At 63.1% G+C, this 15,152-nt stretch carries 14 protein-coding genes; 7 read left to right on the plus strand and 7 right to left on the minus strand.

What is annotated here, in order from left to right:
• Window positions 1-3 precede the first annotated feature (3 nt).
• Entirely contained in the window at window positions 4-1,131 is a 1,128-nt protein-coding gene (locus BG61_RS16685; protein ID WP_035936756.1) for an MBL fold metallo-hydrolase, read from the minus strand.
• 84 nt (window positions 1,132-1,215) lie between these two features.
• Here BG61_RS16685 and BG61_RS16690 point away from each other — a divergent pair, with 84 nt between their 5' ends.
• Complete coding sequence (locus BG61_RS16690) at window positions 1,216-1,830, plus strand: TetR/AcrR family transcriptional regulator (protein WP_035936754.1); 615 nt, start codon at window positions 1,216-1,218, stop codon at window positions 1,828-1,830.
• A gap of 120 nt (window positions 1,831-1,950) precedes the next feature.
• On the opposite strand, the gene BG61_RS16695 is transcribed toward BG61_RS16690, so the two are convergent.
• From BG61_RS16695 to leuC, 3 genes are all read right to left on the minus strand, one after another.
• A complete protein-coding gene (locus tag BG61_RS16695) occupies window positions 1,951-3,273 on the minus strand; it encodes a 2-hydroxycarboxylate transporter family protein (protein ID WP_035936751.1) in 1,323 nt (440 codons plus the stop codon).
• 112 nt (window positions 3,274-3,385) lie between these two features.
• Window positions 3,386-4,024 carry a 3-isopropylmalate dehydratase small subunit gene (gene leuD, locus BG61_RS16700; protein ID WP_035936748.1) on the minus strand — a complete coding sequence of 213 codons (639 nt, stop codon included), beginning with the start codon at window positions 4,022-4,024 and terminating at the stop codon, window positions 3,386-3,388.
• Window positions 4,017-5,429: a 3-isopropylmalate dehydratase large subunit gene (gene leuC / locus BG61_RS16705; RefSeq protein ID WP_035936746.1), complete on the minus strand. Its 1,413-nt coding sequence runs from the start codon at window positions 5,427-5,429 to the stop codon at window positions 4,017-4,019. Before leuC ends, leuD begins: the two co-directional genes overlap by 8 nt.
• Window positions 5,430-5,550: 121 nt before the next feature.
• Between leuC and BG61_RS16710 the strand changes: the two genes are divergently transcribed.
• Window positions 5,551-6,456 (plus strand): LysR substrate-binding domain-containing protein, encoded by a 906-nt coding sequence (locus BG61_RS16710; protein WP_035936743.1) that lies wholly within the window; start codon window positions 5,551-5,553, stop codon window positions 6,454-6,456.
• Between the two features lie 530 nt (window positions 6,457-6,986).
• Window positions 6,987-8,405, plus strand: coding sequence for a DUF2252 domain-containing protein (locus BG61_RS16715; RefSeq protein WP_081868095.1), 1,419 nt, complete (start codon window positions 6,987-6,989; stop codon window positions 8,403-8,405).
• A 499-nt stretch (window positions 8,406-8,904) separates the two neighbouring features.
• Here BG61_RS16715 and BG61_RS16725 read toward each other — a convergent pair whose 3' ends face one another.
• On the minus strand, window positions 8,905-10,095 hold the full coding sequence (locus BG61_RS16725; protein WP_035936841.1) for an MFS transporter: 1,191 nt from the start codon (window positions 10,093-10,095) through the stop codon (window positions 8,905-8,907).
• Window positions 10,096-10,214: 119 nt separating this feature from the next.
• Here BG61_RS16725 and BG61_RS16730 point away from each other — a divergent pair, with 119 nt between their 5' ends.
• The gene (locus tag BG61_RS16730; protein ID WP_035936738.1) at window positions 10,215-10,712 is read left to right on the plus strand and encodes a winged helix-turn-helix transcriptional regulator; all 498 of its coding nucleotides are present in this window, start codon (window positions 10,215-10,217) and stop codon (window positions 10,710-10,712) included.
• Window positions 10,713-10,842: 130 nt separating this feature from the next.
• Here BG61_RS16730 and BG61_RS16735 read toward each other — a convergent pair whose 3' ends face one another.
• Window positions 10,843-11,742: a LysR family transcriptional regulator gene (locus tag BG61_RS16735; RefSeq protein WP_035936735.1), complete on the minus strand. Its 900-nt coding sequence runs from the start codon at window positions 11,740-11,742 to the stop codon at window positions 10,843-10,845.
• Window positions 11,743-11,878: 136 nt separating this feature from the next.
• Here BG61_RS16735 and BG61_RS16740 point away from each other — a divergent pair, with 136 nt between their 5' ends.
• The 3 genes from BG61_RS16740 to BG61_RS16750 all read left to right on the plus strand — a co-directional run bounded on the left by BG61_RS16740 (window position 11,879) and on the right by BG61_RS16750 (window position 13,811).
• Window positions 11,879-12,604, plus strand: coding sequence for a pirin family protein (locus BG61_RS16740; RefSeq protein ID WP_035936733.1), 726 nt, complete (start codon window positions 11,879-11,881; stop codon window positions 12,602-12,604).
• A gap of 79 nt (window positions 12,605-12,683) precedes the next feature.
• Complete coding sequence (gene wrbA / locus BG61_RS16745) at window positions 12,684-13,286, plus strand: NAD(P)H:quinone oxidoreductase (protein WP_035936730.1); 603 nt, start codon at window positions 12,684-12,686, stop codon at window positions 13,284-13,286.
• A 111-nt stretch (window positions 13,287-13,397) separates the two neighbouring features.
• Window positions 13,398-13,811 (plus strand): DoxX family protein, encoded by a 414-nt coding sequence (locus tag BG61_RS16750; protein WP_035936728.1) that lies wholly within the window; start codon window positions 13,398-13,400, stop codon window positions 13,809-13,811.
• 233 nt (window positions 13,812-14,044) lie between these two features.
• Here the strand turns inward: BG61_RS16750 and BG61_RS16755 are convergent, their stop codons facing one another.
• Entirely contained in the window at window positions 14,045-14,920 is an 876-nt protein-coding gene (locus tag BG61_RS16755) for a LysR substrate-binding domain-containing protein (RefSeq protein WP_035936725.1), read from the minus strand.
• Window positions 14,921-15,152 lie beyond the last annotated feature (232 nt).

Here is a 15,152-nt window from a genome sequence, read left to right on the forward strand (position 1 = left end):
AGCCTACGAATTCGCTTGCCCGGCATTGCGGCAGGAGAACCAGCGCCGCAGCGCCCCGGGTTCCTGCACGGTCTCGGCGACGTCGCGCCACCACCGCTTGCCTCGGTGCGGTGCGGCCAGATCGAGCCGCTCTCCCATGCGTGGCGTCGCGAGCGGAATGCCTCGCACGGCGGCGAGGCCCATCACGCGTTCGAACGGTTCCCGCCAGCCGTGCATCGCCAGATCGAAGGTGCCGTTGTGAACCGGCACCAGCCAGCGGCCGCGCAGATCGAGATGCGCCTGTACGGTTTCGTCGGGCTGCATGTGCACGTATGGCCATTGGGCGTCGTAGGCGCCTGTTTCGAGCAGCGTCACGTCGAATGGACCGAGCCGCTCGCCGATGGTCCTGAAACCGTCGAAGTAGCCCGTGTCGCCGCTGAAGAACACGCGCAGATCGTCATCGACGATGACCCATGACGCCCACAAGGTGCTGTTGCCGTCGAAAAGACCGCGGCCGGAGAAATGCTGGGCAGGTGTCGCCGTGAACGACAGACCGTCGATGTGCACGCCCTCCCACCAGTCGAACTGGCGTACCTTCGACGCATCGATACCCCATTCGATCAGCCGGTCGCCGACGCCCAGCGGCGTCAGAAACACGGCCGTCGTACGGGCGAGTGCGAGGACCGTCTCGCGGTCCAGGTGGTCGTAATGGTCGTGCGACAGGATCACGCCACGCAGCGGAGGCAAGTCGGCGAGCGCGATGGGCGGCGCATGAAAGCGCTTTGGGCCGATCCGGCGAAACGGCGATGCGCGTTCGGCGAAGACCGGGTCGGTCAGCCAGAATTGACCGCGCAGCTTGAGCAGCATGGTCGAATGCCCGAGGCGATACAGGCTGCGCTCAGGCGCGGCGTCGAGCTGCGCACGCGTCAGCGTATCGACGGGAAGGGCGCCTGCCGGGGCGGTGCCGTCCGGTTTCCTGAACAGCACATTCCACGCGATGCGCAAGGTTTTGCCGATTCCTTCGACGGGACGCGGCTTGACGTTGCGAAAGCGCTCGCCATCATGCTGAGCCGACGAGTCGAACAATTCACGGCCGCGTCGCGCGGCGGTCAAGCCCAATGCGCGGCGGATGGAACCGGTGAACGATGTCATGTAAGGCGTCCCGATCTGTAAAGTAGACTGCCAAGTGTAGTTTTTCCGGCAATAAAAGTAAACTGCATGGTGTAAAATCAAAAGATGGATGCCAGTGCCAAACCTCTACGCCAGACGGATCGAAAGCGCGCCGCCGTGATTGCTGCGGCCATCGAGGAATTTCTCGCCGCCGGCTTCGATGCAACCAGCATGGACCGCATCGCGGCCCGCGCGAGCGTCTCGAAGCGTACGGTCTATAACCATTTCCCAAGCAAGGAAGCGCTGTTCACGGCGATCCTGCGGCAACTGTGGGAATCGAGCGACGCCGGAGAGGCGCCGGTTTATTCCGCTCGTCAGCCATTGCGCGAGCAGTTGCTGCAGCTTCTGTCGAAGAAGCTGAATCTCTTGAATGACGAGGCGTTCCTGTCGCTCGCACGCGTTGCGATTGCAGCAGGCATTCATTCGCCGGATCGCGCGCGCGACATGGTGGCCCGCATGGGCGAACGCGAGGAAGACCTGACTGTGTGGATACGTTCGGCCGCTGCCGATGGCCGCCTCAGGACGTCGGACCCGACGTTCGCCTCGCAGCAGTTGCAGGGTCTCGTGAAGGCGTTCGCTTTCTGGCCGCAGGTGACGATGGGACAGCCGCCCCTCAGCAAGGATGAACGAAGACAGGTGGCGGAATCCGCCGCCGATATGTTTCTTGCGCGCTATGCGTGACGGGTGCGCGGCGAGTGCAACGAATGTGATGCCTGTGCGCATCGCCGCGATGTAGTCGAACGCAAGCCGCCCCTCGGGCGGCTTGCGTTCATTGCAAACGAGGCGATGCAGGAGGCCGTGTCAGCTCAACCACTTCATGGCCAGGGTGGCGAACACGATCATGCCCGCGCCTCCGATCCGGGTCGAAATCTGCGCAAACGGCATGAGGCCCATTCTGTTCGACGACGACAGGATCGCGACGTCGCCCGTGCCGCCCAGTCCGCTGTGGCAGGCCGTGATGATCGCGGCTTCCACGGGGTACATCTTGAGCCAAAGCCCCACGAAGAAGCCCGAAATGATCATGGCGATCACCGTGGAGGCGCAGATGATGAAGTATGCCGGCGAGAAGGCGGCAACCAGCTTGTCCCATGAAACGAAGAGCGCTCCCAGCCCGACCAGGATCGCAAACGTGAGATTGGTCGACATGAACTTGTACATCTGATAGGCGCCGACTTCCATCGACTCGGGAATCGCGTGGGCAAGTTTCAGCAGTGCCGCCGCGATGATCATGAGGACCGGGCCAGGAATACCCGTGATCGGTGCGAGCAGTGCGCCAAGAATAAAGAGCGTGCAGCCGAGCAGAAGTCCGAACCCCATCAGCCGCAAATCCAGAGCCGATTCGGCCTTTTGTGCCTTGAGCAGTTCCTGGTCTTCTCCCGTGCGCACCAGCATGCCGTCGCCGCTGTACGAGGCATGCTTTTCGCCGAATCGCTTCAGAATGCCGCTCGCGAGAATCGCCACGACATTGCCGATCAGGGCTGCCGGCACCATCATGGCGATCAGATGACCTTGCGCCGCACCGGTGATCTCCGAATAGCCGATCGAGAGCGGCAGAATTCCTTCGCCGATGCCGCCGCCGAGGATCGGAATGACGATGTAGAAAAATACGTGCTTCGGATCGTAGCCGAACAGCAGTCCGACCAGGATGCCCGCTGCGATGGCGGTTATCGTGCCCACCAGAAGCGGGACGAACATCTTGAGAAAACCCTGGATGAGGATCTTGCGGTTCATCCCGAGAATGCTGCCCGCAACGAGACACGCGATATACAGATACTGAAGATTCGCGGTCTTCATCGTGGTGGTGATGGCCTTGAGCGCCGTATCGTCCATCAGCTTGTAGCCGAGCAGCGCCGACGGAACGAAAAGGCAGAGAATCGCCGGGCCGCCGATGTGCCTGAATAGCGGGATGCGGCGTCCGATTTCGCCCAGCAGCAGCCCGGACAGCATCAGCACCGCAAAGCCTCCGATCATGTCGTTGGGAAGCTTCTTCGTGATGATGGCGAGGATCGTGACGAGCGCCACTGCAACGAACATCGGGAGAGGCATTCCCCCGACCGTGAAGTTTGACAGCGTAGTTTGCCGTCCGAGCGGCGTAGCGCTCGCGTGCGTCGACGTACTTTCCATTTCATGTCTCCTGAGGGGAATCGTTCATGTGCGTGCTCTCCCGGCGGCCCGGCCGGACTCTGCCGGCTCCGGGCCGCGGCGCACTAGAGGCGGGACGCTCTTGCGTCTCTTCTTACGCGGCGCGTTGCTGTTTCGGAAGGTCGATCTTCATCCACGGGTGATCGGCGTAGTGGCGGGCTTCGTATGCGCCGATGGCGTCGGCATCGCTCAACGTCATTTCGATCATGTCGAGGCCTTCGACGAACATGCGCTTTTGTCGCGCAGGCAAATCGAACGGGTATTCGGCGCCGTCCGCTGTCACCACACGCTGGCGTTCGACGTCGATCGTCAACTGGCTCTTTGCGGGGTCGCTGACGAGATCGATCAGCGCCGCGACGATCGATGCATCGAGCGTCACGAGCAGCAGGCGGTTGTTGAGCGCGTTGAAGTAGAAGATTTCGCCGAAACTCGGCGCGATCACCGCTTCGAAGCCAGCCTGCTGCAAACCCCAGACGGCGTGCTCGCGGCTGGAACCGCATCCGAAGTTCGCGCCGGTGATGAGCATGCGGGCGCCGCGATAGGCTGGCTGGTTCAATACGAAGTCCTGCCTCGGCGAGCCGGATGCGTCCGTGCGAAGGTCGTACAGGACGCCGCGTGCCAGTCCCGACTTGTCGATGCCGAAGAGGAACTGCTTCGGCATGATCTGGTCCGTGTCCAGGTTGTTGAGGGGCAGGGGAGCCGCGGTTCCCGCGACGATTTCGTGCCTAGACATGTTTGATCTCCTTGCGTACATCGACGATGCGTCCGGCCAGGGCGGCGGCTGCGGCCATCGCGGGGCTCATCAGATGGGTTCGTGCGCCACGTCCCTGGCGGCCTTCGAAGTTGCGATTGGTCGTGGATGCGCAGCGCTGGCCCGGCTGAAGGATGTCGTCGTTCATCGCGAGACACATCGAGCAGCCGGGCTGGCGCCACTCGAAGCCCGCTTCGATCAGCGTGTTCGCGATGCCTTCGCGCTCGGCCTGCTCGCGGACCATGCCGGAGCCCGGCACCACCATCGCGCGCACGGACGGCGCAACCTTGCGCCCTCGCACGACGTCGGCAACGGCTCGCAGGTCTTCAATGCGCGCGTTCGTGCAGGAGCCGATGAAGACGTGATCGATGGCAAGGCCGTCGATCGCTTCGCCCGCGTCGAGTCCCATGTAGCTCAGCGCCTTCGAGGCGTTGTGGCGCTCGAGCGGTTCGCTCGACAACGCCGGGATGCGATCGGTAATCGAAATCGCCTGGTCCGGGCTCGTGCCCCACGTCACGAAAGGCGCGACTGCACTGGCGTCGAAGCGGTGCGTGACGTCGAAGGCCGCATCGGCATCGGACCTGAGCTGCTTCCATTGCGCGGCGGCCGCGACGATATCGGCCTGCGGCAAGTCCTTGATTCGCCCGGAAACGTAGCTGATCGTCGTGTCGTCCGGCGCGATCAGCGCGCCCCGCGCGCCGGCTTCGACCGTCATGTTGCACAACGTCATGCGCGCTTCCGCCGTCAGCGCCGCGATCGCCGGGCCGCTGTATTCGACCGCGTATCCGCGTGCACCCTGCGCGCCGATCTTCGAGATGATGTAGAGCACGAGGTCCTTCGACGTCGTGCCTTCGGCAAGCGCGCCATCGACGTGGATGCGCATGTCCCGCGCGACCTTGTAGACGAGCGTCTGCGTCGCGAGAACGTGTTCCACTTCCGAGGTGCCTATGCCGAAACCCAGCGCGCCGAGCGCGCCGTAGGTCGTCGTGTGGCTGTCGCCGCACAGCACGACCATGCCCGGACGGATCAGCCCGATCTCGGGCGCGACGACATGTTCGATACCCTGCTCGCGATCCGTGACGTCGAACAGGTGAGTGCCGTGCTTCTGGCAATTGCGCGTGAAGTTGGCGGCCTGGTTCGCGGCCGCATCGATCATGATCGTGCGCTTGTCGACGGCAACCGGGTGCGTCGGGATCACATGGTCGACGATGCCCATCTGCTTCTCGGGACAGCGCACGGACAGGTTTTTTTCGGCGAGCCCGGCAAAGGCCTGCGGGCTCGTGTACTCGTTCATGATGTGCAGGTCGGCATACAGCGCGACGTGCTGTTCATCGATCCGGAAAACCGTATGGCTTCCCACGATCTTCTGATAAAGCGTCTGTGCCATCGTCTCTCTCCGAACGGGCTGTCTTTGACGACCGGGACCCAGCCGTTTGAAGGAGTGTAATTCGGTAGCGATAGCGATAAAATGCAGACTCCTTTAACCTACTCTTCAGTTTGATTTAACAATGGACTCGATCGCCGACCTGGAATTCTTCGCGCGACTGGTCACGCAGGGAAGCCTCTCTGCGCTCGCGCGGGAGTTGGGCGTCACGCCGCCTGCCATCAGCGCGCGACTGAGCCAGCTGGAGCGGCGGCTGGGGGTGAAGCTGCTCAACCGCACCACGCGCCGGTTGGCCATGACGCAAGAGGGAGAGCTTTATCTGGGGACGGGGTCGAAGCTGCTGGAGCAGGTGCAGGAACTGGAGCGGATGGTTTCCAGCAGCCGCGAACTGCCGCGTGGCCTGCTGAAGGTGAACGCGACGTTCGGGTTCGGGCGCCGTCACATCGTCCCGGCGCTCTCCGAGTTTCGACGGCAGTATCCCGACGTGGAAGTGCAGCTCGACCTGACTGATCGCCCGATGAACCTCGCCGAATTCGCGTTCGATGTCGGCATTCGTTTCGGCGAGTTGCCGGATCAGCGCGTCGTGGGGAGGAAGCTCGCCACGAACCGGCGTTTCGTGTGCGCATCACCGGCCTACCTCGAACAGCACGGCATTCCCGGGCTCCCCGATGATCTGAGAAGCCACCGCTGCCTCGTCCTGAGAGAGAACGACACCGCATACGGCACATGGCACTTCACAAAGGGCAAGCGGCACGAACTCGTGAAAGTTCACGGCACGATGAGCAGCAACGACGGGGAGGCGACGTTACGCTGGGCGCTGGACGGGCATGGCGTGCTCGTGCGTTCGGAATGGGACGTCCAGTCGTATATCGACGCGGGGACGCTCGCGCGTGTGCTACCGGATTGGTCGCTTCCCTCCGCCGACATTTATGCGATCTATCCCGAGCGGCTCAATCTGTCAGCGAAGGTGCGCGTGTTCATCGATTTCCTTGACGCGTATCTCAAGCGGCCGTCGCAGGTGCGTGCATAGATCGCTGGCCACCTCGGGAGATGGGCTCATCGGGTGTGCTGGTCAACGCCGTGGTTCCTTGCATCGAGATGGCGCCGTGGACATTTTGAGTGCGCGCCTTGTATCGGAACGCGTGCGAGCGGTAGTGCCATTGAGAGGCGGCACCGTCTGACCCTTCTCGCAGAGCCGGCGCTCCGTTGCGCCCGGTTTTCGCGGCCGCCCCGATCCCCGGCGATGACGCAGACGCTGTCGGGCGTTCGACGGCCTGAAGCACATCGCGCGCGGACACGCTTTTGTGCAGAGGGGCTGCTTCAAACCGGGCAGCGGCCGTTGACGTCCATCGAACGGCGGGAGGCTGCGAGGGCGAGTGCGGAACGGAAGGGGTGTGCCGAAACATTCCCGACAGGCCAATGTAGCCAGCACTATGATTAATGCAGAGTGCCCGGCGAGACGGGTCCGGCTACGTCGCGCACCGCGATTTCATTCCGGACCACGGCGACCATTGGTCAAGAAGAACCACGCACATGGCGTAAGCCTCTGAGGAGACAACCATGCACACCGGTACCAGAGCGATGGAGAAAGCAGAACGGACTGCAACGAGAGCGGTGAGGAAGGACGTCCCCGCTTCTTTTGTCTCCCGCGCGACTCGAATCGGTGTCGGCCGGGCGTTGCGGGATAGTGTTCCCCGTGCCAGTCACGCCCGATGGACACCTTCCACCGATCACCGCGACCCCATCGACCTTCTCGAAAAATCGAACAAGAACCGATTGCAGGAACTGGTTCCGATCCGGTATGGCCGCATGCTGCGCAGCCCGTTCACGTTCCTGCGCGGATCGGCGGCGCTGATGGCCTACGATCTCGCCACCACGCCGAATACCGCTGTCACGGTGCAAGCCTGCGGGGACTGCCACCTGTTGAACTTCGGGTTGTTCGCCACCCCGGAGCGCAACCTCGTCTTCGATCTGAACGACTTTGATGAAACGCTGCCGGCCCCCTGGGAATGGGATCTCAAACGGCTTGCCGTAAGTTTCGTGATCGCCGGGAGAGACAGCAACCTGTCGGACGTGGACGCGCGTGAGGCCGCTGTTGATTGCGTGCGGGCCTATCGCGAGAGTCTACGTAAGTATTCCAGGATGAATCCTCTGGAAGTCTGGTACGACCGGCTGGATATGGAAACGATCATTGCGATGGCTCCCGATGAAAAGGCACGAAAAATACGGGAGCAATATTCAAAAAAAGCCCGCGAGCGTGTGCTCGAAAACCTCTTTCCGAAGATTGCCGGTGCGGTGGCCGGCCGGCACCGCATAATCGATCAGCCCCCCATCATCTTCCATGTCGCTGCGCGGGATTTCGACGAACGGGTCAGGGAGGGTCTGGCCGATTATCGTGAGTCGCTTTCAGACGAGCGCCGCGTCCTTCTGGATCGCTATCGCCTGGAAGACTTTGCCCTGAAGGTGGTTGGCATTGGCAGCGTCGGGACCCGCTGCTACATCGCGCTGTTATTCGACGAAATGAATCATCCCCTGATTCTCCAGTTCAAGGAGGCGGGTCGCTCGGTCCTCGAACCCTACGCCGGAAAGAGCCGATACGATCTGCAGGGGCAGCGGGTCGTCATGGGGCAGCGGTTGATGCAGTCTTCCAGCGACATCTTCCTGGGATGGGCACGCGGCCGGCGAGGCTATGACTTCTTCGTGCGACAGTTGCGGGACATGAAATTCTCCCTCCCCATCGAGGGAGCTTCAGCCGTGCAACTCAAGCGGTATGCCGAACTCTGCGGCTGGACCCTGGCCCGAGCCCATGCAAAATCAGGGGACGCCGCGACCATCAGTGGCTACCTGGGCAAGAGTGACACCTTCGATGAGGCGATCGGGGCGTTTTCCGTCGCGTACGCGGACCAGACGGAGCGGGACCACGCGGCTTTGGTGAAGGCGGTTCGCGACGGACGGGTGGAGGCGCTCGTCGAAGAATAGGTCCCGTGCAGCATGGATGCGGTCGGGCGCTTTCCCGTGGACACCGTTTCTTCGCGGCATCCCGGTCCCGACCGCACGCCGATGGTCTGACTCAAGCTCGTTCGGAGATCCCCGAGCGGGCATTGGCTGCGCCTGTGTAAAAACGCGCTGAACCCCTAAGCCGAATGGATTCATTCGGCTCGGGTGACCGGATGAAGCGATCCGTGGAAGGCGAAGACCGCAAGCACGTGATGCCGCTTCCAGAATGCCTCGACGATTGGGTCGCAAAGGACACTCTGGTCAGGATCATCGCCACGTTCGCTGAAGAACTCCAACTGGGCCCGCAAGAACCTGCTCGGCCGACCTGTGGCGGTCCGTTTTCTGCGTGTCATTGGCGCGAAATGCGCCAGCAACTCCTTCTTCAAAGCACTACGTGCCGGATGGAGAGGCTGCGATAGATACCGTTTCTACCCGCGGATCTGCGCCACGCACCGCATGGAGGCTACCGCGCGCTACCGCATCAGCGGCCCGTGTTCGACGGCGCGGCGACCGCGCTGGCTGGCTGACGATCGGTCGCAATACGCTGCTGCGCCCATTCGGCGACGAACAGTCCCACCGTGATGAAGGCCGCGCCGACGAGGCCGAGGGCATGACGGTCGAACCAGGTGATGGCCGCTCCACCGATGAGCCCGGACATCGACACGCCGGTATAGATGGCGGCCGAGTTCAGTCCCAGCAGCAGCGGCGCAGCGGCGGGCGTGATGCTGATCAGGCGGTGCTGCTGAGGCACGAGCAGACCCCAGCCGCACAGACCCCAGACGATGAGCGCAGGCACGGCGGTCGCGAGCGAGGCCGAGGTCCAGGGCAACAGCACGAAGTCCAGCGCGACGAGGGCGATGGCCGCGTTGATGATGCGGCGGCTGCCGTAGCGGTCGGTCAGCCGGCCTGCGGCCAGGTTGCCGACCGTCGCGGCCACGCCCCAGAGCAGCAGCAGCGCGGCCAGCATGCGCGCGCTGCCGCCGGTGGCGCGGTCGAAGCTCGAGCCGATGAAGGTGTAGACCAGGAAGAGCCCCGAATACACCAGCCACGTGGTTAACAGTGTCAGCAGCACGCGCGCATCGCCGAGCGGCGCGAGGCGGCGCGCGAGGCTGACGGGCGGCGGCGTCGGGATGTGGGGCAGGCGCCAGGCCACACCCGCCGCGGCCAGCGTGCCGACGGCGGCGACGAACCACATCGTCGCGCGCCAGTCCAGCCAGCCTCCGATGAAGGTGCCCAGCGGCGCGCCGAGCGCCGTGGCGCTGGACAGACCGGCGACGATGATGGCGAGCGCCCGGCCCCGCTGCTCGGGCGGCACGAGCGACGCACCGCTGGCCGTCGCCGTCGGGCTGAACATGGCCGCGCCCAGCCCGGCCAGCACGCGGCTCGCCAGCACGAGCTCGATGCCCGGTGCCAACGCGGTCACGACATTGCCGAGCACGAAAACCGCGAGGCCGGTGAGCAGCAGCCGTTTGCGCGGCCAGCGCGCGGCCGCCGCAGCGATGACCGGCGACAGCAGCGCATAACTCAGCGCGTAGAGCGTGACCATTTGCCCGGCCAGCGCGACGGACACGCCGAGCGAGGCGGATACCTGGGGCAGCACGCCGGCGACGACGAAGCTGTCGGTGCCAATTGCGAACATGCCGCTGGCCAGAACGAGGAGGCGTTTATCCATGTAGAGATCCTTCACGGCACCAGGCCGCTTGCGGGTGCATCGGCCCGATAAGTTGTTTGATGCAACTTACGATAGCCGATTAAGTTGCGTGACGCAACTTTCTTGACTAAAATGCCCGCATGCACCGTAAAACTTTTGACGGCATGAACTGCTCGATTGCACGCGCGCTCGACGAGGTCGGCGAGTGGTGGAGCCTGCTCGTCGTGCGCGAGTGCACGCTGGGTACGACGCGCTTCGACGATTTCCAGCGTCGCCTGGGCATCGCGCGCAACGTGCTGACCGCGCGGTTGAACCGCCTTGTCGAGCATGGCGTGCTGGTCAAGGTGCTGGCCGAGGGCAGCGAGAGGCGCAGCGAATACCGGCTGACGGAAAAGGGCGAAGCGCTCTATCCGGCGCTCGTCGCGCTGATGCAATGGGGCGACAAATGGTGCGGGCACGAAGCGCCGCTACGGGTTGTCGAGCGCAGCAGCGGCTTGCCCGTCGAACCCGTAAGCCTGCGCGTGGGTGAGCGCACGCTTGGGCTGCGCGACGTGCGTCTCGAACCGGGCCAGGGCGCGACGGAAACGACGGTCGATACCCTCAAGGCCCGCAACAGAGCCATCCTCGGGGTGGATTGAGCCACCGTCTTGCCGATGAGGCCGGATGGCGCGAACGCCGATGCGTTTCTCCCAGCCAGCCGGGCCCGGCGTGTGCGGCAGGCGGTACCCTCCGCTGACGTTTCGCGGGAACAGCCGATATGCTCGATCGTTAAGCGTCAGACGGGCCGAAAATCGTCGTGAACCGCTGACTCAGGAACGTCACGAACGTGCGGATCGTCACCGAACTCTGCCGATGATGCGGATACACGGCATACAGCGTAAGCGGCGGCGGCACGTGGGGCTCCAGAACGGACACGAGCGCTCCCCGCTGCAAGGCGTCGTGAACGATGAATTCCGGCAGCAGCGCAATGCCCAGTCCCGCGACTGCCGCATCGCGGATCACTTCTCCGTTGTTCGCCCGCAGTGGACCGCGCACATTGAACGTCTTGGGCACGCCATCCACGATGAACTCCCAACCCGCGCGCGCTTCCTCCCCGTACAAGAGGCACGCATGCCGCTGCAGATCGGCCGGCTCCGCGGGTGCGCCCCGCCTGCGCCTGTAGCCCGGACTGCAGCATGCGACCATGCGAAACACCGCCAGCCGGTGCGCAATCAGCGTGGAATCGGCCAGCGTGCCGATGCGCAGTGCCATGTCGAAGCCCTCGCCAACGATATCCACCCAGCGGTCGCTCAGTTCCACGTCGAAGTGGACATCGGGATTCACCTGCACGAAACCCGCCACGAGCGGCGACAGATGAACCATGCCGAACGACATCGGCGCGCTCACTTTCAGCAGGCCGCGCGGCTCGGCACGTCTTGACGACATCGCCTGCTCGGCGTCGGCGACCTCGCCCAATATGCGCCGCGCGCGTTCGCATAGCTCGTAGCCGAGATCCGTGACCGCAAGCTTTCTCGTGTTGCGCACCAGGAGACGCACGCCGAGCGAGGCCTCGAGCGCCATCACGCGTCGGCTCACGAACTGCTTCGACAGTTGCAGCTTGTTGGCCGCCGCCGTGAAGTTGCCTGCCTCCACGGTCGCGACGAAGATCCGCATATCGTCCAGTTGCACGATTGTCCACCTATATGTGACAGTGATTCCTGTTTTGTAGCGATTATAGTCGCTTGAGTTGACCTACACTTGGCATCAATGAAGCGGGGAAGTGACGGAGTCCTTCTGCCGCCCGATCGATTCCAGGGAGATCACCATGCTCGAAATCACACCCGCAAGCCAACGCGGCCGTGCCGAACACGGCTGGCTCAGTTCGCGTCATACGTTCTCGTTCGCGAATTACTTCGACCCGAAGCAAGTCGGCTTTTCCGACCTGCTGGTGATCAATGACGACCGTGTGGCGCCGGGCCGCGGTTTCGGCAAGCATCCGCACCGCGACATGGAAATCTTTTCTTATGTGCTCGAAGGCGCGCTGGAGCATCAGGATTCGATGGGCACGGGCTCCGTCATCCGTCCCGGCGACGTTCAGCTGATGAGCGCCGGCACCGGTGTCGCGCATAGCGAGTACAACCATTCGCGTGTCGATCCCGTGCACTTCCTGCAAATCTGGATCGGGCCTTCGCTGAAGGGCACATCGCCGCGCTATCAGCAAATGCACATTGGCGCCGAAGAAAAGCGCGGCACGCTGCGCCTCCTGCTTTCGCCCGACGGCGCGCACGAGTCGCTCGTCCTTCAGCAGGACGCACGCGTGTATGCCGGCCTGTTCGACGGAAGCGAAAGCGCACGTCTTGAGGTGGACAGCGGCCGGCACGCCTACGTGCATGTTGCGCGCGGCGACGTTACCGTGAACGGCATCCGGCTCGGCGAAGGCGACGGCACAAGGGTGCGCGGCGAAGAGGCCCTCACGTTCGCAGACGGTCACGATGCGGAAGTGCTGGTCTTCGATCTGCGCGGCAACGAAGTGTCGAGCGAATGGGCCTGAGTAACGGCCCGGGCCACTGATAGGCAGTTTCAAATTCGCCCCGACTCGACGAGCGGGGCTCAACCAGCAGGAGGAAGAGATGGCGAAGGTACTGGTCTTGTATTACTCGATGTACGGACACATCGAAACGATGGCCAACGCGGTGGCCGATGGCGCTCGCGGCGTGGCCGGCACGGAGGTGACGCTCAAGCGGGTGCCTGAAACGATTCCTGACGAGCAGGCCAAAGCATACGGCGTCAAGCTAAGCCAGCCAGCGGACGTCGCCACGCCGGACGAACTCGGGGAGTATGACGCGATCATCTTCGGAACGCCCACGCGATTCGGCAACATGGCGGGCCAGATGCGCACCTTTCTCGACCAGACCGGCGGCCTATGGATGAAAGGCGCTCTCGTCGGCAAGATCGGCAGCGTGTTTGCGTCGACGGGCACGCAGCACGGCGGACAGGAAACCACGATCACCTCGTTTCATTCGACGCTCCTGCACCAGGGCATGGTGATCGTGGGCGTGCCGTACGCGTGCAGCGGGCTGACCAACATGAACGAAATCACGGGCGGCACGCCTTATGGCGCCACCACGCTCGCGGGCGCGGACGGCAGCCGGCAACCGTCGGCTAACGAACTCGATATCGCCCGGTATCAAGGCAAGCACGTCGCCGAACTGGCGGCGCGGCTCTTCCGTTGAGCGCTGCATAATCCAGAGGAAGATGCCGGGTGCGTCTGCGCGACGAAAGAAGCGCGCCTCGCCGCAGGCATCTCACACGACTCCACGATCGAACATCCGGTGAAAACGACCATGCGATACATCTCTCTCGAGCAGCGCAAAGACGAACTCCTGCTGGTAGCCCGCGTGCTGCTGATGGTTCTGTTTGTCTATTTCGGCTGGCAAAAGCTGACCGGCTTCTCCGGTACGGTCGCCTATATGACATCAACAGGGGCGCCTGCGCCGACGCTCTCCGCAATCATCGCTGTCGTGATGGAGTTCGGCGTGGGCGTTGCGATCGTCGTGGGTTTTTACACCCGTCCGCTCGCGCTGCTGCTTGCGCTCTATACCCTCGGCACGGCATTGATCGGCCATCACTTCTGGACCATGACGGGCATGGAGCAGTACGCGAACATGATCAACTTCTACAAGAACATCAGCATCATCGGCGGCCTGCTTCTTCTGTGCGCGACAGGTCCCGGGAAATACTCGTTCGACAGGAAATAGTGGTGTAGCGCGGGCATGCAGACGATGCGCGACTCGGCCTGACCCAGGTGCGATTCGTGCATCGATCTCATGCTCTCCTGTTGGCGGAGGCATCATTCAACAGCGGTTGTTCATTCCGCCAGTTCAACGCAAGACCGCGTTTGGCTCTCACCGTATCCAAACGCCTCGATCCGCTAACGCAACGACATTCGGCACCGTCCACTCGCGCGCAACGCATGTCGTGGATTGCACGGTCAATCGTCCTTGTGATCGGCGATCCACTCAGTAAAGCGCGAGACCTTTTCCAGATGCGCGACGCAGTCGGGATAGACGAAATAGTATTTCTGCCCCGTCGTCATCACGATATCGAACGGCGTCGTCAGACGCCTTGCCGCCAGATCCTCGCTGGCGAGCACGGCGTCACCCATGGCAACGCCAAAACCCTGCGCAGCCGCATTCACCGCCAGGTCGAGCGATTCGAAGCTTTGTCCGAGGCTTGCATCCACCCCCTCGACGCTGGCGTAGTCCAGCCACATTCGCCAGTCACGATGATCGCGTGTCGGATGAAGCAGCGTGTGCCGTGCGAGGTCGGACGCGGACGACAGCGGCACGGTGCTCAATAGCTCCGGCGCGCACAGAGGGGTCAGGCGCTCTTCGAACAACGGGATCGAATGGACGTCCGCGCCGGGCGATTGGCCGTAGATGATCGCGGCATCGAACGGTTCACTCTGGAAGTCGACGCTGTGATCCCATGTCGTCGTGATCTGCAACTGCACATCGGTGCATTCGGCCTGAAAGCGCATGATCTTCGGCACGATCCAGCGCATCACGCACGTGGGCACCTTGAGCGCGAGATCGGTACGCGTGCGCGTGAGCCGGCGTGATACTTCCTCGATACGTGCAAAGCACTCCTTTACCGTCGGCAGCAGCGATTCGCCTTCGACCGTCAGCCTGAGTCCCTTCGCGAGACGCGTGAAGAGAGCGAAGCCGTAATACTCCTCGAGTGACTGGATCTGGCGGCTGACGGCGCCCTGCGTGATGCAGAGCTGCTCCGCCGCACGCGTGAAACTGCGATGGCGAGCGACGACCTCGAATGTCTGCAATGCATTGAGCGGGGGTAAACGGTGCATCGGACAACTGTACCGTGGCCGCCGCGCGGGCGCGATGAGTACTTCTCCCGAGTCCGGCCATGCGCGCAAGTCATGCGGTTCATGCAAAAAGATCGATTGCCCGGCCGTCGTCCGATCGCAAGAATGCGTCCACAGGTAATGCAAAGCGAGCCGCGACATGGTTCGTTCGCCATCGAGCGCTGATGCTCGCGGGAACGAGCGTGGACGGCTGGAACGCAGGTGAACCCATCCA

This window comes from Caballeronia glathei (genome assembly GCF_000698595.1).
Classification (GTDB): Bacteria; Pseudomonadota; Gammaproteobacteria; order Burkholderiales; family Burkholderiaceae; genus Caballeronia; species Caballeronia glathei.

What these genes read in the sequence shown, in the direction of transcription:
- BG61_RS16685 (WP_035936756.1), bottom strand. Translation starts at nt 1,131, where the DNA reads ATGACATCGTTCACCGGTTCCATCCGCCGCGCATTGGGCTTGACCGCC.
- BG61_RS16750 (WP_035936728.1), top strand. Translation starts at nt 13,398, where the DNA reads ATGCGATACATCTCTCTCGAGCAGCGCAAAGACGAACTCCTGCTGGTA.
- BG61_RS16690 (WP_035936754.1), top strand. Translation starts at nt 1,216, where the DNA reads ATGGATGCCAGTGCCAAACCTCTACGCCAGACGGATCGAAAGCGCGCC.
- BG61_RS16710 (WP_035936743.1), top strand. Translation starts at nt 5,551, where the DNA reads ATGGACTCGATCGCCGACCTGGAATTCTTCGCGCGACTGGTCACGCAG.
- BG61_RS16755 (WP_035936725.1), bottom strand. Translation starts at nt 14,920, where the DNA reads ATGCACCGTTTACCCCCGCTCAATGCATTGCAGACATTCGAGGTCGTC.
- BG61_RS16740 (WP_035936733.1), top strand. Translation starts at nt 11,879, where the DNA reads ATGCTCGAAATCACACCCGCAAGCCAACGCGGCCGTGCCGAACACGGC.
- leuD (WP_035936748.1), bottom strand. Translation starts at nt 4,024, where the DNA reads ATGTCTAGGCACGAAATCGTCGCGGGAACCGCGGCTCCCCTGCCCCTC.
- BG61_RS16725 (WP_035936841.1), bottom strand. Translation starts at nt 10,095, where the DNA reads ATGGATAAACGCCTCCTCGTTCTGGCCAGCGGCATGTTCGCAATTGGC.
- BG61_RS16715 (WP_081868095.1), top strand. Translation starts at nt 6,987, where the DNA reads ATGCACACCGGTACCAGAGCGATGGAGAAAGCAGAACGGACTGCAACG.
- BG61_RS16730 (WP_035936738.1), top strand. Translation starts at nt 10,215, where the DNA reads ATGCACCGTAAAACTTTTGACGGCATGAACTGCTCGATTGCACGCGCG.
- leuC (WP_035936746.1), bottom strand. Translation starts at nt 5,429, where the DNA reads ATGGCACAGACGCTTTATCAGAAGATCGTGGGAAGCCATACGGTTTTC.
- BG61_RS16695 (WP_035936751.1), bottom strand. Translation starts at nt 3,273, where the DNA reads ATGGAAAGTACGTCGACGCACGCGAGCGCTACGCCGCTCGGACGGCAA.
- wrbA (WP_035936730.1), top strand. Translation starts at nt 12,684, where the DNA reads ATGGCGAAGGTACTGGTCTTGTATTACTCGATGTACGGACACATCGAA.